This window comes from Gordonia sp. WA4-43 (assembly GCF_020520305.1).
In the GTDB taxonomy this organism is placed as follows: Bacteria; Actinomycetota; Actinomycetes; order Mycobacteriales; family Mycobacteriaceae; genus Gordonia; species Gordonia hongkongensis.
Map to the genome: position 1 here is coordinate 930,055 of NZ_CP084736.1, position 16,248 is coordinate 946,302.

Annotated in this window: 16 protein-coding genes; 10 read left to right on the plus strand and 6 right to left on the minus strand. The window is 67.1% G+C overall.

What is annotated here, in order from left to right:
* Positions 1–41: 41 nt before the first annotated feature.
* Positions 42–1,124 carry a MerR family transcriptional regulator gene (locus LEL84_RS04330; protein ID WP_226513411.1) on the plus strand — a complete coding sequence of 361 codons (1,083 nt, stop codon included), beginning with the start codon at positions 42–44 and terminating at the stop codon, positions 1,122–1,124.
* Between the two features lie 149 nt (positions 1,125–1,273).
* On the opposite strand, the gene LEL84_RS04335 is transcribed toward LEL84_RS04330, so the two are convergent.
* Both LEL84_RS04335 and LEL84_RS04340 read right to left on the minus strand, forming a co-directional pair.
* Positions 1,274–1,957 carry a DNA alkylation repair protein gene (locus LEL84_RS04335; protein ID WP_159370904.1) on the minus strand — a complete coding sequence of 228 codons (684 nt, stop codon included), beginning with the start codon at positions 1,955–1,957 and terminating at the stop codon, positions 1,274–1,276.
* A 63-nt stretch (positions 1,958–2,020) separates the two neighbouring features.
* Positions 2,021–2,320 carry a putative quinol monooxygenase gene (locus LEL84_RS04340; protein WP_058253492.1) on the minus strand — a complete coding sequence of 100 codons (300 nt, stop codon included), beginning with the start codon at positions 2,318–2,320 and terminating at the stop codon, positions 2,021–2,023.
* 160 nt (positions 2,321–2,480) lie between these two features.
* Here LEL84_RS04340 and LEL84_RS04345 point away from each other — a divergent pair, with 160 nt between their 5' ends.
* Positions 2,481–4,124, plus strand: a complete 1,644-nt coding sequence (locus LEL84_RS04345; RefSeq protein WP_226513412.1) for an alkaline phosphatase D family protein — start codon at positions 2,481–2,483, stop codon at positions 4,122–4,124.
* Positions 4,125–4,147: 23 nt separating this feature from the next.
* Here LEL84_RS04345 and LEL84_RS04350 read toward each other — a convergent pair whose 3' ends face one another.
* Positions 4,148–4,585: a VOC family protein gene (locus tag LEL84_RS04350; RefSeq protein ID WP_226513413.1), complete on the minus strand. Its 438-nt coding sequence runs from the start codon at positions 4,583–4,585 to the stop codon at positions 4,148–4,150.
* Positions 4,586–4,636: 51 nt separating this feature from the next.
* The gene (locus tag LEL84_RS04355; protein WP_058253495.1) at positions 4,637–5,068 is read right to left on the minus strand and encodes a PPOX class F420-dependent oxidoreductase; all 432 of its coding nucleotides are present in this window, start codon (positions 5,066–5,068) and stop codon (positions 4,637–4,639) included.
* Positions 5,069–5,189: 121 nt separating this feature from the next.
* On the opposite strand from LEL84_RS04355, the gene LEL84_RS04360 reads away from it, so the two are divergent.
* Both LEL84_RS04360 and LEL84_RS04365 read left to right on the plus strand, forming a co-directional pair.
* Positions 5,190–5,750: a GXWXG domain-containing protein gene (locus tag LEL84_RS04360; protein WP_137810585.1), complete on the plus strand. Its 561-nt coding sequence runs from the start codon at positions 5,190–5,192 to the stop codon at positions 5,748–5,750.
* A gap of 121 nt (positions 5,751–5,871) precedes the next feature.
* A complete protein-coding gene (locus tag LEL84_RS04365; protein ID WP_226513414.1) occupies positions 5,872–6,285 on the plus strand; it encodes a hypothetical protein in 414 nt (137 codons plus the stop codon).
* A 54-nt stretch (positions 6,286–6,339) separates the two neighbouring features.
* On the opposite strand, the gene LEL84_RS04370 is transcribed toward LEL84_RS04365, so the two are convergent.
* Complete coding sequence (locus tag LEL84_RS04370; protein ID WP_226514241.1) at positions 6,340–7,257, minus strand: hypothetical protein; 918 nt, start codon at positions 7,255–7,257, stop codon at positions 6,340–6,342.
* Positions 7,258–7,384: 127 nt separating this feature from the next.
* Here LEL84_RS04370 and LEL84_RS04375 point away from each other — a divergent pair, with 127 nt between their 5' ends.
* The 6 genes from LEL84_RS04375 to LEL84_RS04400 all read left to right on the plus strand — a co-directional run bounded on the left by LEL84_RS04375 (position 7,385) and on the right by LEL84_RS04400 (position 15,318).
* The gene (locus LEL84_RS04375; RefSeq protein ID WP_226513415.1) at positions 7,385–7,843 is read left to right on the plus strand and encodes a Fur family transcriptional regulator; all 459 of its coding nucleotides are present in this window, start codon (positions 7,385–7,387) and stop codon (positions 7,841–7,843) included.
* Positions 7,844–7,926: 83 nt separating this feature from the next.
* Positions 7,927–10,170, plus strand: a complete 2,244-nt coding sequence (gene katG / locus LEL84_RS04380; protein ID WP_226513416.1) for a catalase/peroxidase HPI — start codon at positions 7,927–7,929, stop codon at positions 10,168–10,170.
* Between the two features lie 168 nt (positions 10,171–10,338).
* Positions 10,339–11,586: a GTP cyclohydrolase II gene (locus LEL84_RS04385; RefSeq protein WP_226513417.1), complete on the plus strand. Its 1,248-nt coding sequence runs from the start codon at positions 10,339–10,341 to the stop codon at positions 11,584–11,586.
* Positions 11,586–12,830 (plus strand): URC4/urg3 family protein, encoded by a 1,245-nt coding sequence (locus LEL84_RS04390; protein ID WP_226513418.1) that lies wholly within the window; start codon positions 11,586–11,588, stop codon positions 12,828–12,830. Before LEL84_RS04385 ends, LEL84_RS04390 begins: the two co-directional genes overlap by 1 nt.
* Before the next feature lie 25 nt (positions 12,831–12,855).
* Positions 12,856–13,485: a uracil phosphoribosyltransferase gene (gene upp, locus LEL84_RS04395; protein WP_058253501.1), complete on the plus strand. Its 630-nt coding sequence runs from the start codon at positions 12,856–12,858 to the stop codon at positions 13,483–13,485.
* Positions 13,486–13,713: 228 nt separating this feature from the next.
* The gene (locus tag LEL84_RS04400) at positions 13,714–15,318 is read left to right on the plus strand and encodes an IS1182 family transposase (protein WP_226514242.1); all 1,605 of its coding nucleotides are present in this window, start codon (positions 13,714–13,716) and stop codon (positions 15,316–15,318) included.
* Positions 15,319–15,479: 161 nt separating this feature from the next.
* Here the strand turns inward: LEL84_RS04400 and LEL84_RS04405 are convergent, their stop codons facing one another.
* Positions 15,480–16,190 (minus strand): CPBP family intramembrane glutamic endopeptidase, encoded by a 711-nt coding sequence (locus tag LEL84_RS04405; RefSeq protein WP_078114053.1) that lies wholly within the window; start codon positions 16,188–16,190, stop codon positions 15,480–15,482.
* Positions 16,191–16,248: the final 58 nt, after the last annotated feature.

Here is a 16,248-nt window from a genome sequence, read left to right on the forward strand (position 1 = left end):
CTCTTGACCTTCAGGTTGGTCGAAGCCGGATGATCTGCGATATGCCCTCCGTTCCCGAAGTCAGCGAACTCGTCCCGATCGGCGCGTTCGCGCAACGCACCGGCTTGACCGCGTCCGCGCTGCGGTTCTACGACGACTCGGGGTTGCTCACCCCGGCCGCCGTCGACGCGTCGACCGGATATCGCCAGTACAGCGCGTCGCAGGAGCGGCACGCGATCGCACTCCGGCGACTCCGCGAGATCGGGATGTCGCTCGCCGACATCCGCACGGTCCTCGCCGCCGAGCCGGGTACCGCCGGCGGACTGATCGACGAACACGTGCGAACCGTCGCTGCCGATGCCGATCGGGTTCGGCGCGAGGCCAGGACGATCAAGATGTCGATCGCCGCGGAGTCGACGACCATGCTCGCCACTGTGCGTGGTCCGATCCTGGCAGCCGCGCTCGGCCAGGTGCTCACCGCGGCCGCCCGTGACGCGGCCCATCCCGTCCTGGACGCTGTCGAACTCCGGCTGGAAGACGGGGCCGTGACCCTGACCTCGACAGACCGCTACCGGCTCTCTTCCCGGTCGCTACCGACCGTCGAGCCGTGCGGCACCCGGTGGTCGGGAACGCTGTGTGCGGCCGACCTCCGTGATGGTCTGTCCGACCTGGCACGGGGCGGCGTCGTCGTCATCGACGCCGTGGCCGGCGCAGTTCGATTCCGGCTCGACGGTCGGGACGATCTATGGTGCCGCCTACTCGACGGGCCGTTTCCCGCGCACCAGGTGATGATCGAAGCCCTGCCCACGGTGACCATGCGCGCGAGTGTCGCGAAAACCGCTGTGTTGCAATCGTTGGAGCGCTGTGCAACCGACCGGGTGCACCTGGACTTCACGTCGGCGGCGCTCACACTGAGCGACGCCTCGTCGGCACAACTCGCCGTCGTGCCAGCCGAGACCTGCGGCCCCCCGATCGCACTGTGGTTCGAGGTCTCGACGCTCTACCCCGCGGTCCATGTGTCGATTGGGGCCGAGATGATGATCGACGTCCGCAATCGGGACCTCCCGATGACGATTCGGTCCGCAGACGGCGGCGACCTCACCTTGGTCGTCATGCCGGTTTCCCACAGCCGCCACAATGACTGAGCAGAGGATCTGATTGATTTGACCGACGTCGGCACGGACCCAACGATGGACGCACTCACCGAGGCGGTGACCCTCGGACGCAGCGGCGAGACAGTCCTGGCCCGTGAGATCCGAGGCCTGAGCGACGGGGCAACGAGCAGCCGCTCAGGTCACGGCGATCTGCGCCGTACCATCTCGGCGATCCAGACCGGCGCATACGGCGAAGTACAGCCCGGGGAGGTCGGGTAATCCTCCAGCACTCGCAACCGCTGACCGATGTCGATTGCACGGGAACGGAAGTCGGGATTCTCGATGCCGATGGTCGCCAGGCATGTGTTCATCGCCCACTGCAGGCGTGGCGGTGCGTTCCCCATGTCGGACTCGATGGTGTCGAGCAACCCGGCCGTGTCGAGGTCACCGGGCTTCTTGACCACTCGATCAGCGGTCAGGGCCCATCCCGCCGCGGCGACACCGGGCTCGGCGTCGGCCATCCACGACCTCCGCAACTCCTCGGCATGCGGACTCTTCTTGACGACGTAGTTGACGAGCCAATCGTGGACCTTCGGCCGGTCGACCTCGCGGATCATCGTGTCGAGCTGCGCGGGGTCGAACGCCCGCGGGCGACAGATCAACAGTGCGAGCAGACGCGGCGCGGTGTCGCCCGTCGCCCACAGCTCTGCGGAAAGTTCGGGCTGCGTTCGCAGTCGTTTCGCGATCGCCCTGAGCTTCGTGAGATTGACCCCGTGGTCGTCGCCGTGTTTCTCGTTGACCGCTCGGATCCGCGGGTCGTCGAGACTGCGGAGCTCGCCGAGGACGTCGGCGAGAGTCTGTTGGATGTCGGACATTCCGGTCATGATCCCCTCTGGAAGTGCGCACACAGCCTACGACGCTCGATGTCGCCGCGGGTTGTGTGCTCATCAATCCGGAGGGCCCGCCAGTATCCGCACGTCGGCGACGTCGTACTCGGCAACGAACGCCGACCGGATCGCCCGTGACTGGTCCTCGCCGACCCCGTCGCCACGGAAAGCCTCGACCGCCGACTGCGAGTCCCAGCGCTCGAAGATGTTGATCCGGCCGGGGTCCATCGAGTCCGCGGAGATCGCGAAATCGAGACACCCCGGTGCCCGACGGGCGGCACCGACCACCTCGTCGCAGCCGGCGATGTACGCCGCGCGCTGGTCCGGGTCCACTCGCAGACTGCCGGCAACGATCACCATTGGTTGCTCCTCCATCGATACTCCGGTGCACCGGTGTCCCGGCGCGAGACGTCACCGCTATGGTGAGGGCGACAGGAGTGCAGACCGGCACGACCCGGCGAACTCATCGCTCACGATCGACGTGGCCGCGCGACGCTGCGCCACGGCCTACTCTGATCGAATGGCTTTGGTTCTGGGTCCGATCCTCCGGCACGTCGACGAAACCTCCGCGCTGATCTGGGTGCAGACCGACGAACCCGGCGAGGTCGAAGTCCTCGGCTGTGCGACCCGGACGTTCGAGGTGTCCGGTCACCACTACGCGCTGGTCGAGGTCAGCGGCCTGGTGCCCGACACGGTCTCCGAGTATCAGGTCCGCGTCAACGGCGCCCTCGAGTGGCCCCTCCCGGACACCGAGTTCCCGCCCAGCGTGATCCGGACCCGGGGACCGGACACCGCGGACCGGCACCGGTTCGTCTTCGGGTCCTGCCGGTATCCGCGGGCCGAGGACCCCAAGCTCGACGAGAAGCTCGGACTCGACGCATTGGACTGCTACGCGGTCCGAATGCGCCACCTCCCGGTGGAGGAGTGGCCGGACACCCTCATTCTGCTCGGCGACCAGGTGTACGCGGACGAGCTGACCCCGCAGGTGAAGGAGTCGCTGGAGTCGAGCCGGGCCTCGACCGCCGGACCGTCCGACGAGGTCGTCGACTTCGAGGAGTACGAGGGACTGTATCGGCACACCTGGGGAGACCCCGAGATCCGATGGATCCTCTCTACGGTGCCGACGGCCATGATCTTCGACGATCACGACATCCGTGATGACTGGAACACCTCGGACACCTGGCGTCGGCAGATGAGTGAGAAGCCGTGGTGGCAGGACCGGATCCGCGCCGGCCTCGCGTCGTACTGGGTGTATCAGCACCTCGGCAACCTCTCCCCCGCCGAACTCGCCGAGTCCGAGGACTACCGCCGCGTCCGCGACATCGACGGTGACTGCTGGCCCCACCTGGTCGAGGTCGCGGATCGTGCCGACCGGGAAACCGACGGAACCAAGGGTGTCCGGTTCAGTTTCCGGTGGAACCTGGGCAACACCAGGCTGGTCATGATCGACTCCCGCAACGGTCGCATCCTGTCCGACGGAACGCGAAAGATGGTGAGTGACAACGAATTCGATTGGGTAGAGAGCCAGGTCGACGACGACATCGAGCGACTCGACCACCTGGTCCTCGGCTCATCACTGCCGTGGTTGCTCCCGCCGGTCATCGGTGACGCGGAAACCGTGAACGAAATCGGTGCCCGGCGGCCGGGCCGTCGTGGACAGCTGGCCGAGAAGATCCGGCAGGGTGCCGACCTCGAGCACTGGCCGGCCTTCTTCGATTCCTTCGTCCGGCTCAGCGAGATGATCCGGCAGGTTGCGGCGCGCGACCCCGGGCCTGCGACCGTCAGCGTGCTGTCCGGCGATGTCCACCACAGCTATGCCGCGCGTGCGGTTTTCCCGGACACGACGAGCGCCGACGTCCACCAGCTCGTGTGTTCGCCGGTGCACAACGCGATCCCGCCGTACATCAAGGTGGTGTTCCGGCTGGGGTGGTCGAAGCGGCTCGCCGCGGTCGTCCGGCGTTGGGCACGTCGTGGGGGCTCGCCCGAACTGCCAGTCGCCTGGCGAAACACCCTGGGCCCGCTGTTCGGCAACACCATCGCGACGCTCTCGGTTCGGGATCGCTTCGCCGAGGTCACTTTCGAGCAGCCCGACCTGGACGGGGCGCTGGGTAGAGCCGGAAACATCTGTCTGACACCGGAATTCGTAGCAACAGGGCGCACATAGCGCGCATTGTCGCTACGAAATCCCTAGTCCAGACAGAACTCGTTGCCCTCGGGGTCGTGCATCACGATGTGTCCCTCATCGAGCGGAGGTGCGGGGTCGTGTCGTTCGACCCGGGTCGCACCGAGTCCGACGAGCCGGTCGGCTTCGGCCTCGAGTGCGCGCATCCGGTCGTCGCCACTCAGACCAGGGGCAGCACGGACGTCGAGGTGCACCCGGTTCTTCGCGGCCTTGCCCTCGGGTACGCGTTGGAAGAACAACCGTGGCCTGCGCTCCTCCGGGTCGATCACGGCCGAGGCGTCGTTCCGGCGTTCCGGAGGCACCCCGAATGCGTCGAGCGCCGCGTCCCAGCTGTCGAATCCAGTAGGCGGGTCCTGGAGTCGGTAACCGAGCACCTCGGCCCAGAATTCGGACAGCGCAGCCGGGTCACCACAGTCGAAGGTCAGTTGAAAGTCGGTTGTCATGAGTCCACTGTGCGACACGACGAGGACAACCCGGGTCCTCGATCGTGAAAATCAGCGCAGACGTTCGCCGTACACCCGGTCCACGGACATGACCATCAGGACGCGGCGATCGGCGACCATGACCCTGCGGTATTCGTCCCAGTCCGGGTGCTCGCCTGCCGCCTTGCGGTAGTAGTCGACGAGCGCCTCGACCTCGGGCCCGTCCGGTTCGGTGCCCGGGCCGATCAACGTCACAGTGCCCTCGGCGGTCGCCCACGTGTAGCGATCGGGCCCGGTGATCTCCAACGCGGCGCGCGGATCGCGTCGGAGGTTGGCGGTCTTGGCCCGTCCCTCGGTCATCGATACGTAGATGGTCCCGGCGTCGCGGTCGTAAAAGGGGGTCACCGGGGACAGCTGTGGTAACCCCGAGGACTTGATCGTGGCGAGGACACCGACTCCGCCTTCGGCGAGAAGATCACGAGGGTCATACGCGGGTTGGTTCATGCCTGCGGCAACCCGGCGTACGTACAGGCTATTCCGGACGGGCCGCACACCCCGGGGCATGGCTCCGCGATGCGTTGCGACATTCTTCAGATCCTGTGTCTTTACACGTACGATCGTCGACATGCATGTGCGCGAGATCCTGACCACCACGCCGACGACGACCGCTGAGGCCCTCGACCTGTTCGACTCCGCCCCCGCGGTCGAACCGGACTTCATGATCGGCACCTGGCGTGGCGCCGAGCTGCCCACCGACCACCCGTTGGACGGCTTCCTCGCGGCCAGCGGCTGGTGGGGCAAGCAATTCGTCGACGCCGAGACCGTCCACCCCCTGCTCTTCCCGACCCGCGACGGTTCGGCACTGTGGGCCATGAACCCGGCGATCGCTTTCGGCGGACTGGGGATCGCCGAGAAGGCACCCGGGGTCAAGTCGTTGTCGTTGGGGACGCCGATCGCCGCGACCCGCCTTCTCAGTCAGACCCGACGAGCACGGGCCCGGCTGCGCACCACTCGGTACCGCGGCACGGACACCGCGACCATGTCGTACGACCAGCTGCCGATCAACGACGTCTTCCACCGGATCTCCGATGATGCCGTCCTGGGCGCCATGGACCTGAAGGGGTCGCCGAAGCCGTACTTCTTCGTGCTCCGCCGCGACGACTCACTCCGCCTCGTAGGCCACTGATCCTCGTCGGCCACTGATCCTCGTCGGCCACTGATCCTCGTCGGCCACCGATCCTCGGCGACGCGAGGACGGCGCCGACGAACCATGAGCCGGCGAGCCGGCGGAGGCGTTCAATGGGTAGATGGACACCTCACCCACCGCCCACCTCCGCCGGGGTGCCGTCGCGGTCGCCGCGGTCGCCCTCGTGGGCGCCGTGACACTGGCCGCACCCGGGACCGCCCAGGCTGCACCGCCGATGCCGTCCGGGTATTACCGCGGCGACGTCACCAGCGCCCCGATCGCCGACACGGTGTGGTTCGGCAAGAACTTCACGGGTTCGCGGGTCGTCAACAACACCGCGATCGGGTGGGCCTTCCCCGGCACGGTGTACCCCGGGCGTTCCGTGCAGGACGGTGCACCGGTCATCGTCGTCGACTACTCCGGAACCGCCGTGGGATTCGTGCGTGACGAGCTCCGAGCCGACGGCCGGGGCGGCTATTGGGGCCGCGCGCTGAACGGCACCACCGAGCTGCTGCGTTTTCACTTGACACGCTGACCGTGGGCGACGGGCAACCATGGTGGAGACTTCGGGTTCGACCCCTTCGTCGGCTCACAGCTCGGCGAGCGCCGAGCGGATCTCATTGGTGGCCGCGACGGCTTCACGGAGCGCGATCCGCGCCTCGGCCCGGCCCTGTTCCGCAGTCGAGAGTCGTTGCCGCGCGAACCGCAGCGATTCTTCGCAACGAGCCAGCTCGGCCCGTAACTCCTGAGCCCGCCCGACGATCTCGTCGAGCTCCGACGAAGCCCCGTCCACAGTTCGGGAGGCGGCGTCGAGGTCGGATCGGGCCGTTCGTTCCCCCGTCTCTGCCTCGGCCAGTCGGGCTTCGAGGTCTCGTCGACGACGGTCCGCTTCGTCAGATCCCGCGTCGTCCGAGTCGTCGGCGACATCCCTCTCGGCACCCTGTCTGTCGGCACCGTCTGTGTCCGCGCCGCTGGCCTCGGACTCGTCCGCGTCTGGTTCCTGCAAAGGCTCCGGGACGACGAACACGCCGGCGGGCCCGAAGCCGCTGTATTCGGCGGATGCGATGAGGTTTCCCCGCAACACCTGCTCGAGCACTTCCGGGTCGGCCACCGCGGCTCGCAGTGTCTGCGTGACCTCGCGAATGGCACTGTCTGCCAGCGGCACTCGCAGATCTGCGGCCGTGGCGGCGACCGCGGTCACCGACTCGTTGATCAGATCCTGACGGCGTCGCGACAACGTCTTCATCTTGTCGACCGCCGAGCGGCGCTGGGCCGCAGTCAAATCCGACGCCAACCCAGCGATGAGGGCACTGTCGTCGGGGTGCGCGCGAACCCATTGGTTGATGGCCCATGCAGCTTGCGTGGGCCGACGCAACTTCGCGATCCGCCCCGCCAGGTCACGGTCGCCGTCCGCCTTGATCTCCCGAGCGAGTTCGTTCCGGCGTGTCACGAACGCCGCCGGCGCCAGACCGTACAGCTCGTCGACGATCTCGTCGTACGGGGTCATGGGGCTGCCCGAGCGGTGGTCGGCGTCGCTGTCCGCATGAGCAGATACTACGACGGCGCCCGTGACGGCCACCTCACTTCGCCTTCTTAACTTGAATCATTCCAGATAAGACTGCACGATGGTCACCATGCTCACCGACGAGGACTGCGCCCGGCACCTGCGCGCCGCCGGACTGCGGGTGACCCGTCCGCGCATCGCGGTCATGCAAGCCGTCCGAGCACATCCTCATGCGGATACCGACGAGGTCCTCCGAACCGCTCGCGAACGGCTGCCGGCGGTCTCGCAACAAACGGTGTACGACGTTCTGGGCGTACTGACTTCGGCCGGTCTGGTGCGACGCATCCAGCCGTCCGGCCACGTGTCTCGATATGAGTCACGCGTCGGGGACAACCATCACCACGTGATATGCCGTACATGCGGATCCATCGGGGACGTCGACTGCGCAGTCGGCGAGGCCCCGTGCCTGACCCCGTCCGACGACCGGGGTTTCGTCATCGACGAAGCCGAGGTCATCTATTGGGGTCATTGCCCCGACTGCATCCCCGAACCCAACCGACCCGCTCCGGGCGCCGGCCCCGACCGATAGACCCCCCGACCACGACGCCTCCCTCCCCTGCGATCACCGACCCGGCGATCGCAGTTCTCACCGTGCCCGAAAGGAAACCCCGCATGGCGCAGCAAGACCACGAGCCCGTCCGCGACGCGAAGGAACATCCCCCCATCGCCGAGGCGAACACCGAGCCCGCCGCGGGCGGTTGCCCGGTCGCGCACGGTCGGCTCACGCCGCCCACCCAGGGCGGCGGCAACCGCGACTGGTGGCCGAACCAGCTGAATCTCAAGGTGCTTCAGCACAATCCGGACGTCGCGAATCCGATGGAAGCCGACTTCGACTACGACTCGGCGCTCGAGGATCTCGACGTCGAGGCGTTACGCGCCGACCTGACCGCCCTGATGACCGATTCGCAGGACTGGTGGCCCGCCGACTTCGGCCATTACGGAGGCCTGTTCGTCCGTATGTCCTGGCATGCCGCGGGTACCTACCGGGTACAGGACGGACGCGGTGGTGCCGGAGCCGGGATGCAGCGATTCGCCCCGCTCAACAGCTGGCCGGACAACGCGAACCTGGACAAGGCGCGCCGCCTCCTGTGGCCGATCAAGAAGAAGTACGGTACGGCACTGTCCTGGGCCGACCTCCTGGTCTTCGCCGGGAACGTCGCCCTGGAGTCGATGGGGTTCACCACCGCCGGCTTCGCCTTCGGGCGCGTGGACGAGTGGGAGCCCGACGAGGTGTACTGGGGCCCCGAACTCGAGTGGCTGGCGGATCAGCGGTACTCGGGCGACCGCGAACTCGAGACACCGCTTGCGGCAGTGCAAATGGGGCTCATCTATGTGAATCCGGAGGGACCGAACGGCAATCCGGACATCCTCGCGTCCGCGGTCGACATCCGCGAGACGTTCGCGCGGATGGCGATGAACGACGTCGAGACCGCGGCTCTGATCGTCGGGGGCCACACCTTCGGCAAGACCCACGGCGCCGGTGACGCCGGCCTGGTGGGTCCCGAACCCGAGGCCGCCGCCGTCGAGGACGCCGGTCTCGGCTGGACCAGCTCGCACGGCTCCGGCAAGGGCGCGGACACGATCACCAGCGGCCTCGAGGTGATCTGGAATCCGACCCCGACCCGCTGGGACAACGCTTTCCTCGAGACTCTCTACGGCTACGAGTGGGAGCTCTACAAGAGTCCGGCCGGAGCCAACCAGTGGCGTCCGAAGGACGGCGCCGGGACCGGTACCGTCCCCACGGCATTCGGCGACGAGAAGACCCACCCGTCGATGCTGACCACCGACCTCGCGATGCGCTACGACCCCGGTTTCGAGAAGATCACCCGGCGGTGGCTCGATCACCCCGAGGAACTGGCGCACGAGTTCGCCAAGGCCTGGTTCAAGCTCCTGCACCGCGACATGGGACCCGCCGTCCGGTATCGGGGTCCGCTTGTTCCGACCGAGACGTACCTGTGGCAGGACAATGTCCCGGCGCACGAGGGCCCACTTGTCACCGATGCCGACGTGGCAGCCTTGAAGGCGACGCTCCTCGACTCGGGACTGACTGTGGCGCAACTCGTGAAGACCGCGTGGGCGGCGGCGTCGAGCTTCCGTGGCAGCGACAAGCGCGGCGGCGCCAACGGCGGCCGGATCCGCCTGCAGCCGCAGGCATCCTGGGAGGTCAACGAGCCCGACGAGTTGGCCACCGTGATCCGCACCCTCGAAGGCATCCAGGGTGCGTTCACCGGCGAGGCCGGCGCGAAGGTCTCCTTCGCCGACCTCGTGGTCCTCGGCGGCACGGCAGCAGTCGAGAAGGCGGCGCGGGATGCCGGAGTCGAGATCACGGTACCGTTCACCCCTGGACGTACCGACGCCACCCAGGACGAGACGGACGCCGATTCGATGGCACATCTCGAGCCCACCGCCGACGGGTTCCGCAACTACGTCGGCAAGACCAGTGGCCTTCCGGCCGAGTTCACCCTCGTCGACAAGGCATCGCTGCTGACCCTCAGCGCCCCCGAGATGACGGTGCTGGTGGGTGGCCTCCGGGTGCTGGGCAACAACTACGGCGGCTCGGCGGCCGGCGTCCTGACCGACCGTCCCGGCGTCCTCACGAACGACTTCTTCGTGAATCTGCTGGACATGTCGACAGCCTGGTCGGCGTCGGAAGACGAGAACCTGTACGTCGGGCGCGATCGCGCCACCGGCGAGCAGACCTGGACCGGCACTCGCGCCGATCTGGCGTTCACGTCGAACTCACAGTTGCGCGCCCTGGCCGAGGTCTACGCAGCCGACGACGCAGCGGAGAAGTTCGTGAACGACTTCGTCGCGGCCTGGGACAAGGTGATGAACCTGGACCGGTTCGAACTCTGAGCAAATCGGTTCATCGTCGAACCGATCAGATGCGGCGGCGGCACCCTTCGTGGGGTGCCGCCGCCGTGGCGTTTCGCATCACCCGGCGCACAGGGACTTCCGGAACTATGCTGGCGCTTTCCCTCCGTGGCGGGTGACCGCCTCGAGACGAAGGTGAGGACGACGACGATGTCCGGCGAACACAGGTCCGTGGGCCATATCCGACTGACCTCACACAGCGGCGGGGTCGACGCTCCGCCCATCCACTGGGGGGCGGCCACCGCGGCGGAACGCGGTCCCGTCATCGGGACGACGGGCACACGTGCGCATCGCAATGTCATCGGTACCCACAGCGGCTCCTACAGCGTCTATCGCGCACTGGCCGTCGCCGCCGGCGCCCTTGCACGAGAGCACCGAGCCGATCTCACCAACACCTCGCCCACCGACCACATCGGACCGTATCCACAGTGGGGCGATCCGCGCGCGATCGTCTCGCTGGATCCTTGGGGTGCGACAGTCGCCGAGAGTTTCCCCGACGAGATCGCTCGCGGTTACGACATCCGGCCGACCATCGCGGTGACCAAGGCGCACGTCATCCTTCCCGAGATCGCCGAGGCGATCGAGAAGGGCCGTCTGGTCCCCGACGGTGAGGTTCTGCTGCCCAGTGGCGCGGCTCTGGTCACCAAGGCGGCCGTGGAACCGGTGTGGCATCTTCCCGGCGTCGCCGAGCGGTTCGGCTGCTCCGAGGCCGAGCTGCGCCGGGTGTTGTTCGAGGAGACCGGCGGCATGTATCCCGAACTCGTCACGCGGTCGGATCTCGAGGTGTTCCTCCCGCCGATCGGCGGGCAGACGGTCTACATCTTCGGCAACGCCCGCGACCTCGCCGACCCCTCGGTGGAACTCACCGCACGGGTGCACGACGAGTGCAACGGCTCCGACGTGTTCGGCTCCGACATCTGTACGTGCCGCCCATATCTGACGCATGCAATCGAGGAGTGCGTCCGCGGCACCCAGCGCGGCGGCGTCGGCTTGGTCGCCTACTCCCGCAAAGAGGGACGCGCCCTCGGCGAGGTCACCAAGTTCCTGGTGTACAACGCCCGTAAACGCCAACTCGGCGGTGACACCGCGGACCAGTACTTCGCCCGCACCGAATGCGTTGCGGGCGTGCAGGACATGCGGTTCCAGGAGCTCATGCCCGACGTCCTGCACTGGTTCGGGATCACCAGGATCCATCACCTGGTGTCGATGTCGAACATGAAGTACGACGCCATCACCGGCTCGGGTATCGAGGTCGGCGAACGGGTCAACATCCCCGACGAACTGATCCCCGCCGACGCCCGCGTCGAGATCGACGCGAAAATGGCTGCCGGTTACTTCACGCCCGGACCCGTGCCCGATGCCGAACAGCTGCGTCAGGTCAAGGGCCGGGGGTTGTGATGACCGGAGCACCAGAGGTGGAACTCTCCGCCTCACAGGCCGCCCGGCTGCTGCGCTCCACCGCCACCGTCCGGAGCCGGTCGCGACAACTCCTCGAACGAGCGCGGGCCGGCGAATCGTCGTGGTTCATCGTCCACGACGATGCGCGGGACGCGGCAGCTGACATCGTCGTGGAAACGACTCGGTTGCGATATCCCGACGGAGACATCCCTTTTCACAGCAGGTGGCGACATTTCGAGGCAGGCGGTATCGACCGCCTCGGCGCTCTCGACGCCGCCTTGCCCCCGGCCGGCTCGGCGGAGCGAACCCGCGCGCTCATCGACGTCGTGCTGGTCAGCGTCCTCCTCGATGCCGGCGCGGGACCCGAGTGGTCGTTTCGGGAACGGTCGAGCGACCTGGTTCTCACCCGTTCCGAGGGGCTCGGCGTCGCGAGCTGGGTGGCGTTCTGCGAGGGGGTGTTCTCGAGCGACCCGGCCGATCCCCTGCGGGTCGACGCCACCGGTCTGGGCCGCGTCACGGCGGACACTCTCGGCGCGGCCTTCCAGGTGGGTCCCGACAACCCGCTCACGGGCCTGCCCGGGCGGGTCGATCTCCTGCGCCGCCTGGGCGAGGTGTTGTCGAGCCGCCCCGAGATCTTCGGTCCGGACGCCCGGCCGGGCGGCTTGTTCGATCACCTCACCCGCGGTGGTCGTGCGGAGGTGCCCGCGGTCGACATCCTGAGCGGGGTCCTTGAGTATCTTGGCCCTATCTGGCCGTCGGACAACACGATCGACACTAACCCACTGGGCGACTGCTGGCATCACGACGCCGTCGTCGGCCCGGGCCTCACGGCCGGCTGGGTGCCGTTCCACAAACTGTCCCAGTGGCTGACCTATTCGCTTCTCGAACCGTTTCGCTGGGCCGGTGTCCAGGTGACCGGACTCGACGAGCTGACCGGCCTCCCCGAATACCGCAACGGTGGCCTTCTCCTCGACTCGGGTGTGCTCGCGCTGCGTGACGAGACCTGGGCGGACCGGGAGTGGGAGGTCGGCGACGAGCTCGTCGTCGAATGGCGGGCGCTCACCGTCGCCCTTCTCGACGAGATCGCCGACCTCGTACGCGATCGCCTCGACGCCGATGCGGCCTCGATGCCCTTGGCCTGCGTGCTCGAGGGTGGCACGTGGGCGGCCGGCCGCGTGCTCGCGAGCCGACTTCGCGATGGGTTGCCGCCGTTGACGATACGCAGTACCGGCACCGTTTTCTGAGCCGACCACCGACCGAGAGGAACTCATGGGCAGCGTCGCCGTCATCGACCATCCGCTGGTCCAACACAAACTGACCCTGATGCGTCGCAAGGAGACGTCGACCAACGACTTCCGCCGTCTGCTCGACGAGATCTCGATCCTGATGGCGTACGACGTCCTGCGTGACATCCCGATGCACGAGATCACCATCGACACACCGCTCGAGACCACCACCGCCCGGGTCATCGACGGCAAGAAGCTGGTGTTCGCCGCGGTCCTGCGGGCCGGCGCCGGTATCGCCGACGGCATGCTGACCGTGGTTCCCGGCGCGCGCGTCGGACACATCGGCCTCTACCGCGACCCGAAGACCATGGTCGTCGTCGAGTACTACTTCAAGATGCCGTCGGAGCTGTCCGAGCGTGATGTCGTGATCGTAGATCCGCTTCTGGCGACCGGGCATTCGGCGGTCGCCGCGATCGACCGGATCAAGGAGTACGGTCCGAAGTCCATCAAGTTCGTCTGCCTGCTCGCCTGCCCGGAGGGCATCGAGGTCCTGCATCGCTCACACCCCGACGTGCCGATTTTCACCGCGGCGGTCGACCGCGAACTCGACGACAACGGCTTCATCCGCCCCGGACTCGGTGACGCCGGCGATCGCATCTTCGGGACCGCGTGATCTCGAGGAGCAGGAAGGAACCCTGCTCCCTTAGGTGCGAGCGAAGCGAGCCACGAAGGGTGTAGCAACACGTCTCACCAGGCCCTTCGAGGCTCGTCGCTTGCGCTCCTCACACCTCAGGGAGCAGGGGTTATGAGCTTCTTTCGGATTAGGAGACTGCTGAAATAGTCGGTGTCGTTTCGGTGTGGGGTGAGCGGGTTTGCCTGGTGGGCTGGGATCCTGGTGGGTATGCAGGGTGAGCCGGATCGTCAGGGTGAGTTTCTGGATGTGAACTCGGTCGTCGGGCATTTGCTGGCCGAGGGCAGTGTGTTCGCGTTTTTGGCTGCTCATCGCGAGCAGTTGTTTCCTGCGGAGATGTTCGCGGACCTGTTTCCCAGCGGCCGGGGCCGTCCGTCGATCCCGCCGGCCACGATGGCGTCGGTGATCGTGCTGCAAACGCTGCAGGGTTTGTCCGATCGCGAAGCCGCTGATGCGGTCACTTTCGATCTGCGGTGGAAAGCGGCGTGTGGATTCGTGTTGGGTAACAAAGGTTTTCATCCGTCGACTCTGACGTACTGGCGTCGGCGACTGGCAGCCAGCGACCGGCCGCACCGCATTTTCGAGGTGGTACGCGAGGTCATCACCACCACCGGGGTGCTCGCGGGTAAGAGTCGTCGAGCGCTGGATTCGACGATCTTCGATGACGCGGTGGCCCGCCAGGACGCCATCACCCAGGTGATCGCGGCGATCCGGCGGGTCGCCCGAGAGGTCGACGGTGGTGCGGTGGTGGTCGAGCAGCACGCGACTCGTCTGGCCGCGTTGACCGGCGGCGGCTATGACCGGCCCGGCAAGCCGCGGATCGCCTGGGATGATGAGTGTGCTCAACAGGACCTGATCAGCGCCCTTGTCGAAGATGGGTTGGCCGTGCTCGACGGTCTGGACCTCGAGGCCATCGACAAGGAACCGAGTAACGAGGCCCAGGCGCAGGCGGTGGCATTGCTGGCATTGGTGACCGGCCAGGATGTGGAACCGGCACCAGGTTCTGATGGCACCGACGGACGCTGGCGCATCGCGCCCCGGACCGCCCCGGACCGGGTGATCTCCACCGTCGATACCGACACCCGGCACGCCCACAAAACCCGGGCACGCCAGCAGGACGGGTTCAAGGGCCACATCGTCAATGAACCGGAGACCGGGTTGGTCACCGCGATCGAGATGACCAAAGCCGCTGGTCCGGACACTTCCGACGGAGCAGTCGGGGCACGGTTGTTGCTGAGCGATCCGACCGTCGCCGACGACGCCGACGATCGTGAGGTGCTGGGTGATTCAGCGTATGCCTCCGGTGACATGCTGGCCACGCTGGCGCGGACACGATGGAACGCGGTGATCAAACCCAAGCCACACATGCCGGCGGTTGCTGGTGGTTTCGTCGTCGACGATTTCACCTTCGACGCCGACTCGAACACATTGACCTGCCCCAACAACCTGACCCGACCGGTCAGCGCGAAAGGCCACGTCACCTACGGTGCGGCCTGCCACGACTGCCCACTTCGGGCACGGTGCACCACCGCGGTTCGTGGACGCAAAATCAGTTTCGGCGAACACCACCAACTCCAGCGCGAACACCGACAACACTTCTCTGACAACACTATTGCCGACACCTACCGCCAGCATCGACCCATGGTCGAACGGACGATTGCCTGGCTCACCCGCGGTAACCGGCGGGTGCCCTACCGTGGAATCGAACGCAACAACAACTGGCTGCACCACCGCGCCGCCGCGATCAACCTACGCCGCCTGATCACCCTCGGACTGACTACCACCAACGGCACCTGGACACTGGCCACCGCCTGAACCGCGGCACCGCCGCCCCACCTAGATCGATCACCACGACCACACCCCGGAACCGACACATCCCCGCAGCAGGAACCTCAACCCAGGCTGGACCCTAATTCAGCAGGCTCTTAGGGAGCATGGTTCGTGGTGCTGCTGCGCGCATACCAGCGGTGTTCGATCTACGACACCTGCCAGGCCACCGCGGCACCGATCGCCCCGGTGGCGTTCAGTGCCCAGTGCAAGGCGATCGGTGCGAGGAGGCTCGTGGTGCGTTGCCGTAACCACCCGAGCACGAAACCCGCGGCCCCGGTTGCCACGACCGCGCCTGCGATGCCGGCGATCTGTGCAACCGTCCCGGCACCCAGTACGCCGCTCAGGCCTTCGTTGCCCGCGGTGAGACCGGTCGAGGACAGGATGTGCCACAAACCGAAGGCGATCGCACCGACGACCAGCGTCGTCAACGGGGCGAACAACCGGCCCAGAACCCCTTGCAGCACACCGCGGAACAAGACCTCCTCCGGGAGAACGGTCTGCAGCGGGATGATCACGAACGCCGCCAGGAGGGCCTCGGAGGTGTCGTCGTAGCGGTCGGACAGGAAGAACTCACGCGTCGCCGGGATCGCGACCGCTGTCGAGACCACCGCCGCGACCACGAGGACCGCGGCCACGGCGACCGGGATGCCGGCGCGCAGTTCCGCACGGCTCAGGCCGAGGTCCCGCCAGCCGAGGCCGGCGAGGCGGGCGATGCCCACGGCCACGACGGCGGCAACCGGGACGATCGCCACCGACAGCGGGCCGTCCGCGAGATGCGCACCGATGTTCACCGCGACGAGGAACACGATCACCACGACCAGTAGCGCGACGTCGGTGCGACGGGACGGGGTGATCACCCGGTCGAGTCTGCCGTACCGCGCCATGGCGGTGTCGGTGAACGCGGCCGCGGTGTCG

Bases quoted from the DNA above. Each gene is read 5' to 3' on its own strand.
- LEL84_RS04330 (WP_226513411.1), top strand. From the start codon at position 42: ATGCCCTCCGTTCCCGAAGTCAGCGAACTCGTCCCGATCGGCGCGTTC.
- LEL84_RS04335 (WP_159370904.1), bottom strand. From the start codon at position 1,957: ATGACCGGAATGTCCGACATCCAACAGACTCTCGCCGACGTCCTCGGC.
- LEL84_RS04340 (WP_058253492.1), bottom strand. From the start codon at position 2,320: ATGGTGATCGTTGCCGGCAGTCTGCGAGTGGACCCGGACCAGCGCGCG.
- LEL84_RS04345 (WP_226513412.1), top strand. From the start codon at position 2,481: ATGGCTTTGGTTCTGGGTCCGATCCTCCGGCACGTCGACGAAACCTCC.
- LEL84_RS04350 (WP_226513413.1), bottom strand. From the start codon at position 4,585: ATGACAACCGACTTTCAACTGACCTTCGACTGTGGTGACCCGGCTGCG.
- LEL84_RS04355 (WP_058253495.1), bottom strand. From the start codon at position 5,068: ATGAACCAACCCGCGTATGACCCTCGTGATCTTCTCGCCGAAGGCGGA.
- LEL84_RS04360 (WP_137810585.1), top strand. From the start codon at position 5,190: ATGCATGTGCGCGAGATCCTGACCACCACGCCGACGACGACCGCTGAG.
- LEL84_RS04365 (WP_226513414.1), top strand. From the start codon at position 5,872: ATGGACACCTCACCCACCGCCCACCTCCGCCGGGGTGCCGTCGCGGTC.
- LEL84_RS04370 (WP_226514241.1), bottom strand. From the start codon at position 7,257: ATGACCCCGTACGACGAGATCGTCGACGAGCTGTACGGTCTGGCGCCG.
- LEL84_RS04375 (WP_226513415.1), top strand. From the start codon at position 7,385: ATGCTCACCGACGAGGACTGCGCCCGGCACCTGCGCGCCGCCGGACTG.
- katG (WP_226513416.1), top strand. From the start codon at position 7,927: ATGGCGCAGCAAGACCACGAGCCCGTCCGCGACGCGAAGGAACATCCC.
- LEL84_RS04385 (WP_226513417.1), top strand. From the start codon at position 10,339: ATGTCCGGCGAACACAGGTCCGTGGGCCATATCCGACTGACCTCACAC.
- LEL84_RS04390 (WP_226513418.1), top strand. From the start codon at position 11,586: ATGACCGGAGCACCAGAGGTGGAACTCTCCGCCTCACAGGCCGCCCGG.
- upp (WP_058253501.1), top strand. From the start codon at position 12,856: ATGGGCAGCGTCGCCGTCATCGACCATCCGCTGGTCCAACACAAACTG.
- LEL84_RS04400 (WP_226514242.1), top strand. From the start codon at position 13,714: ATGCAGGGTGAGCCGGATCGTCAGGGTGAGTTTCTGGATGTGAACTCG.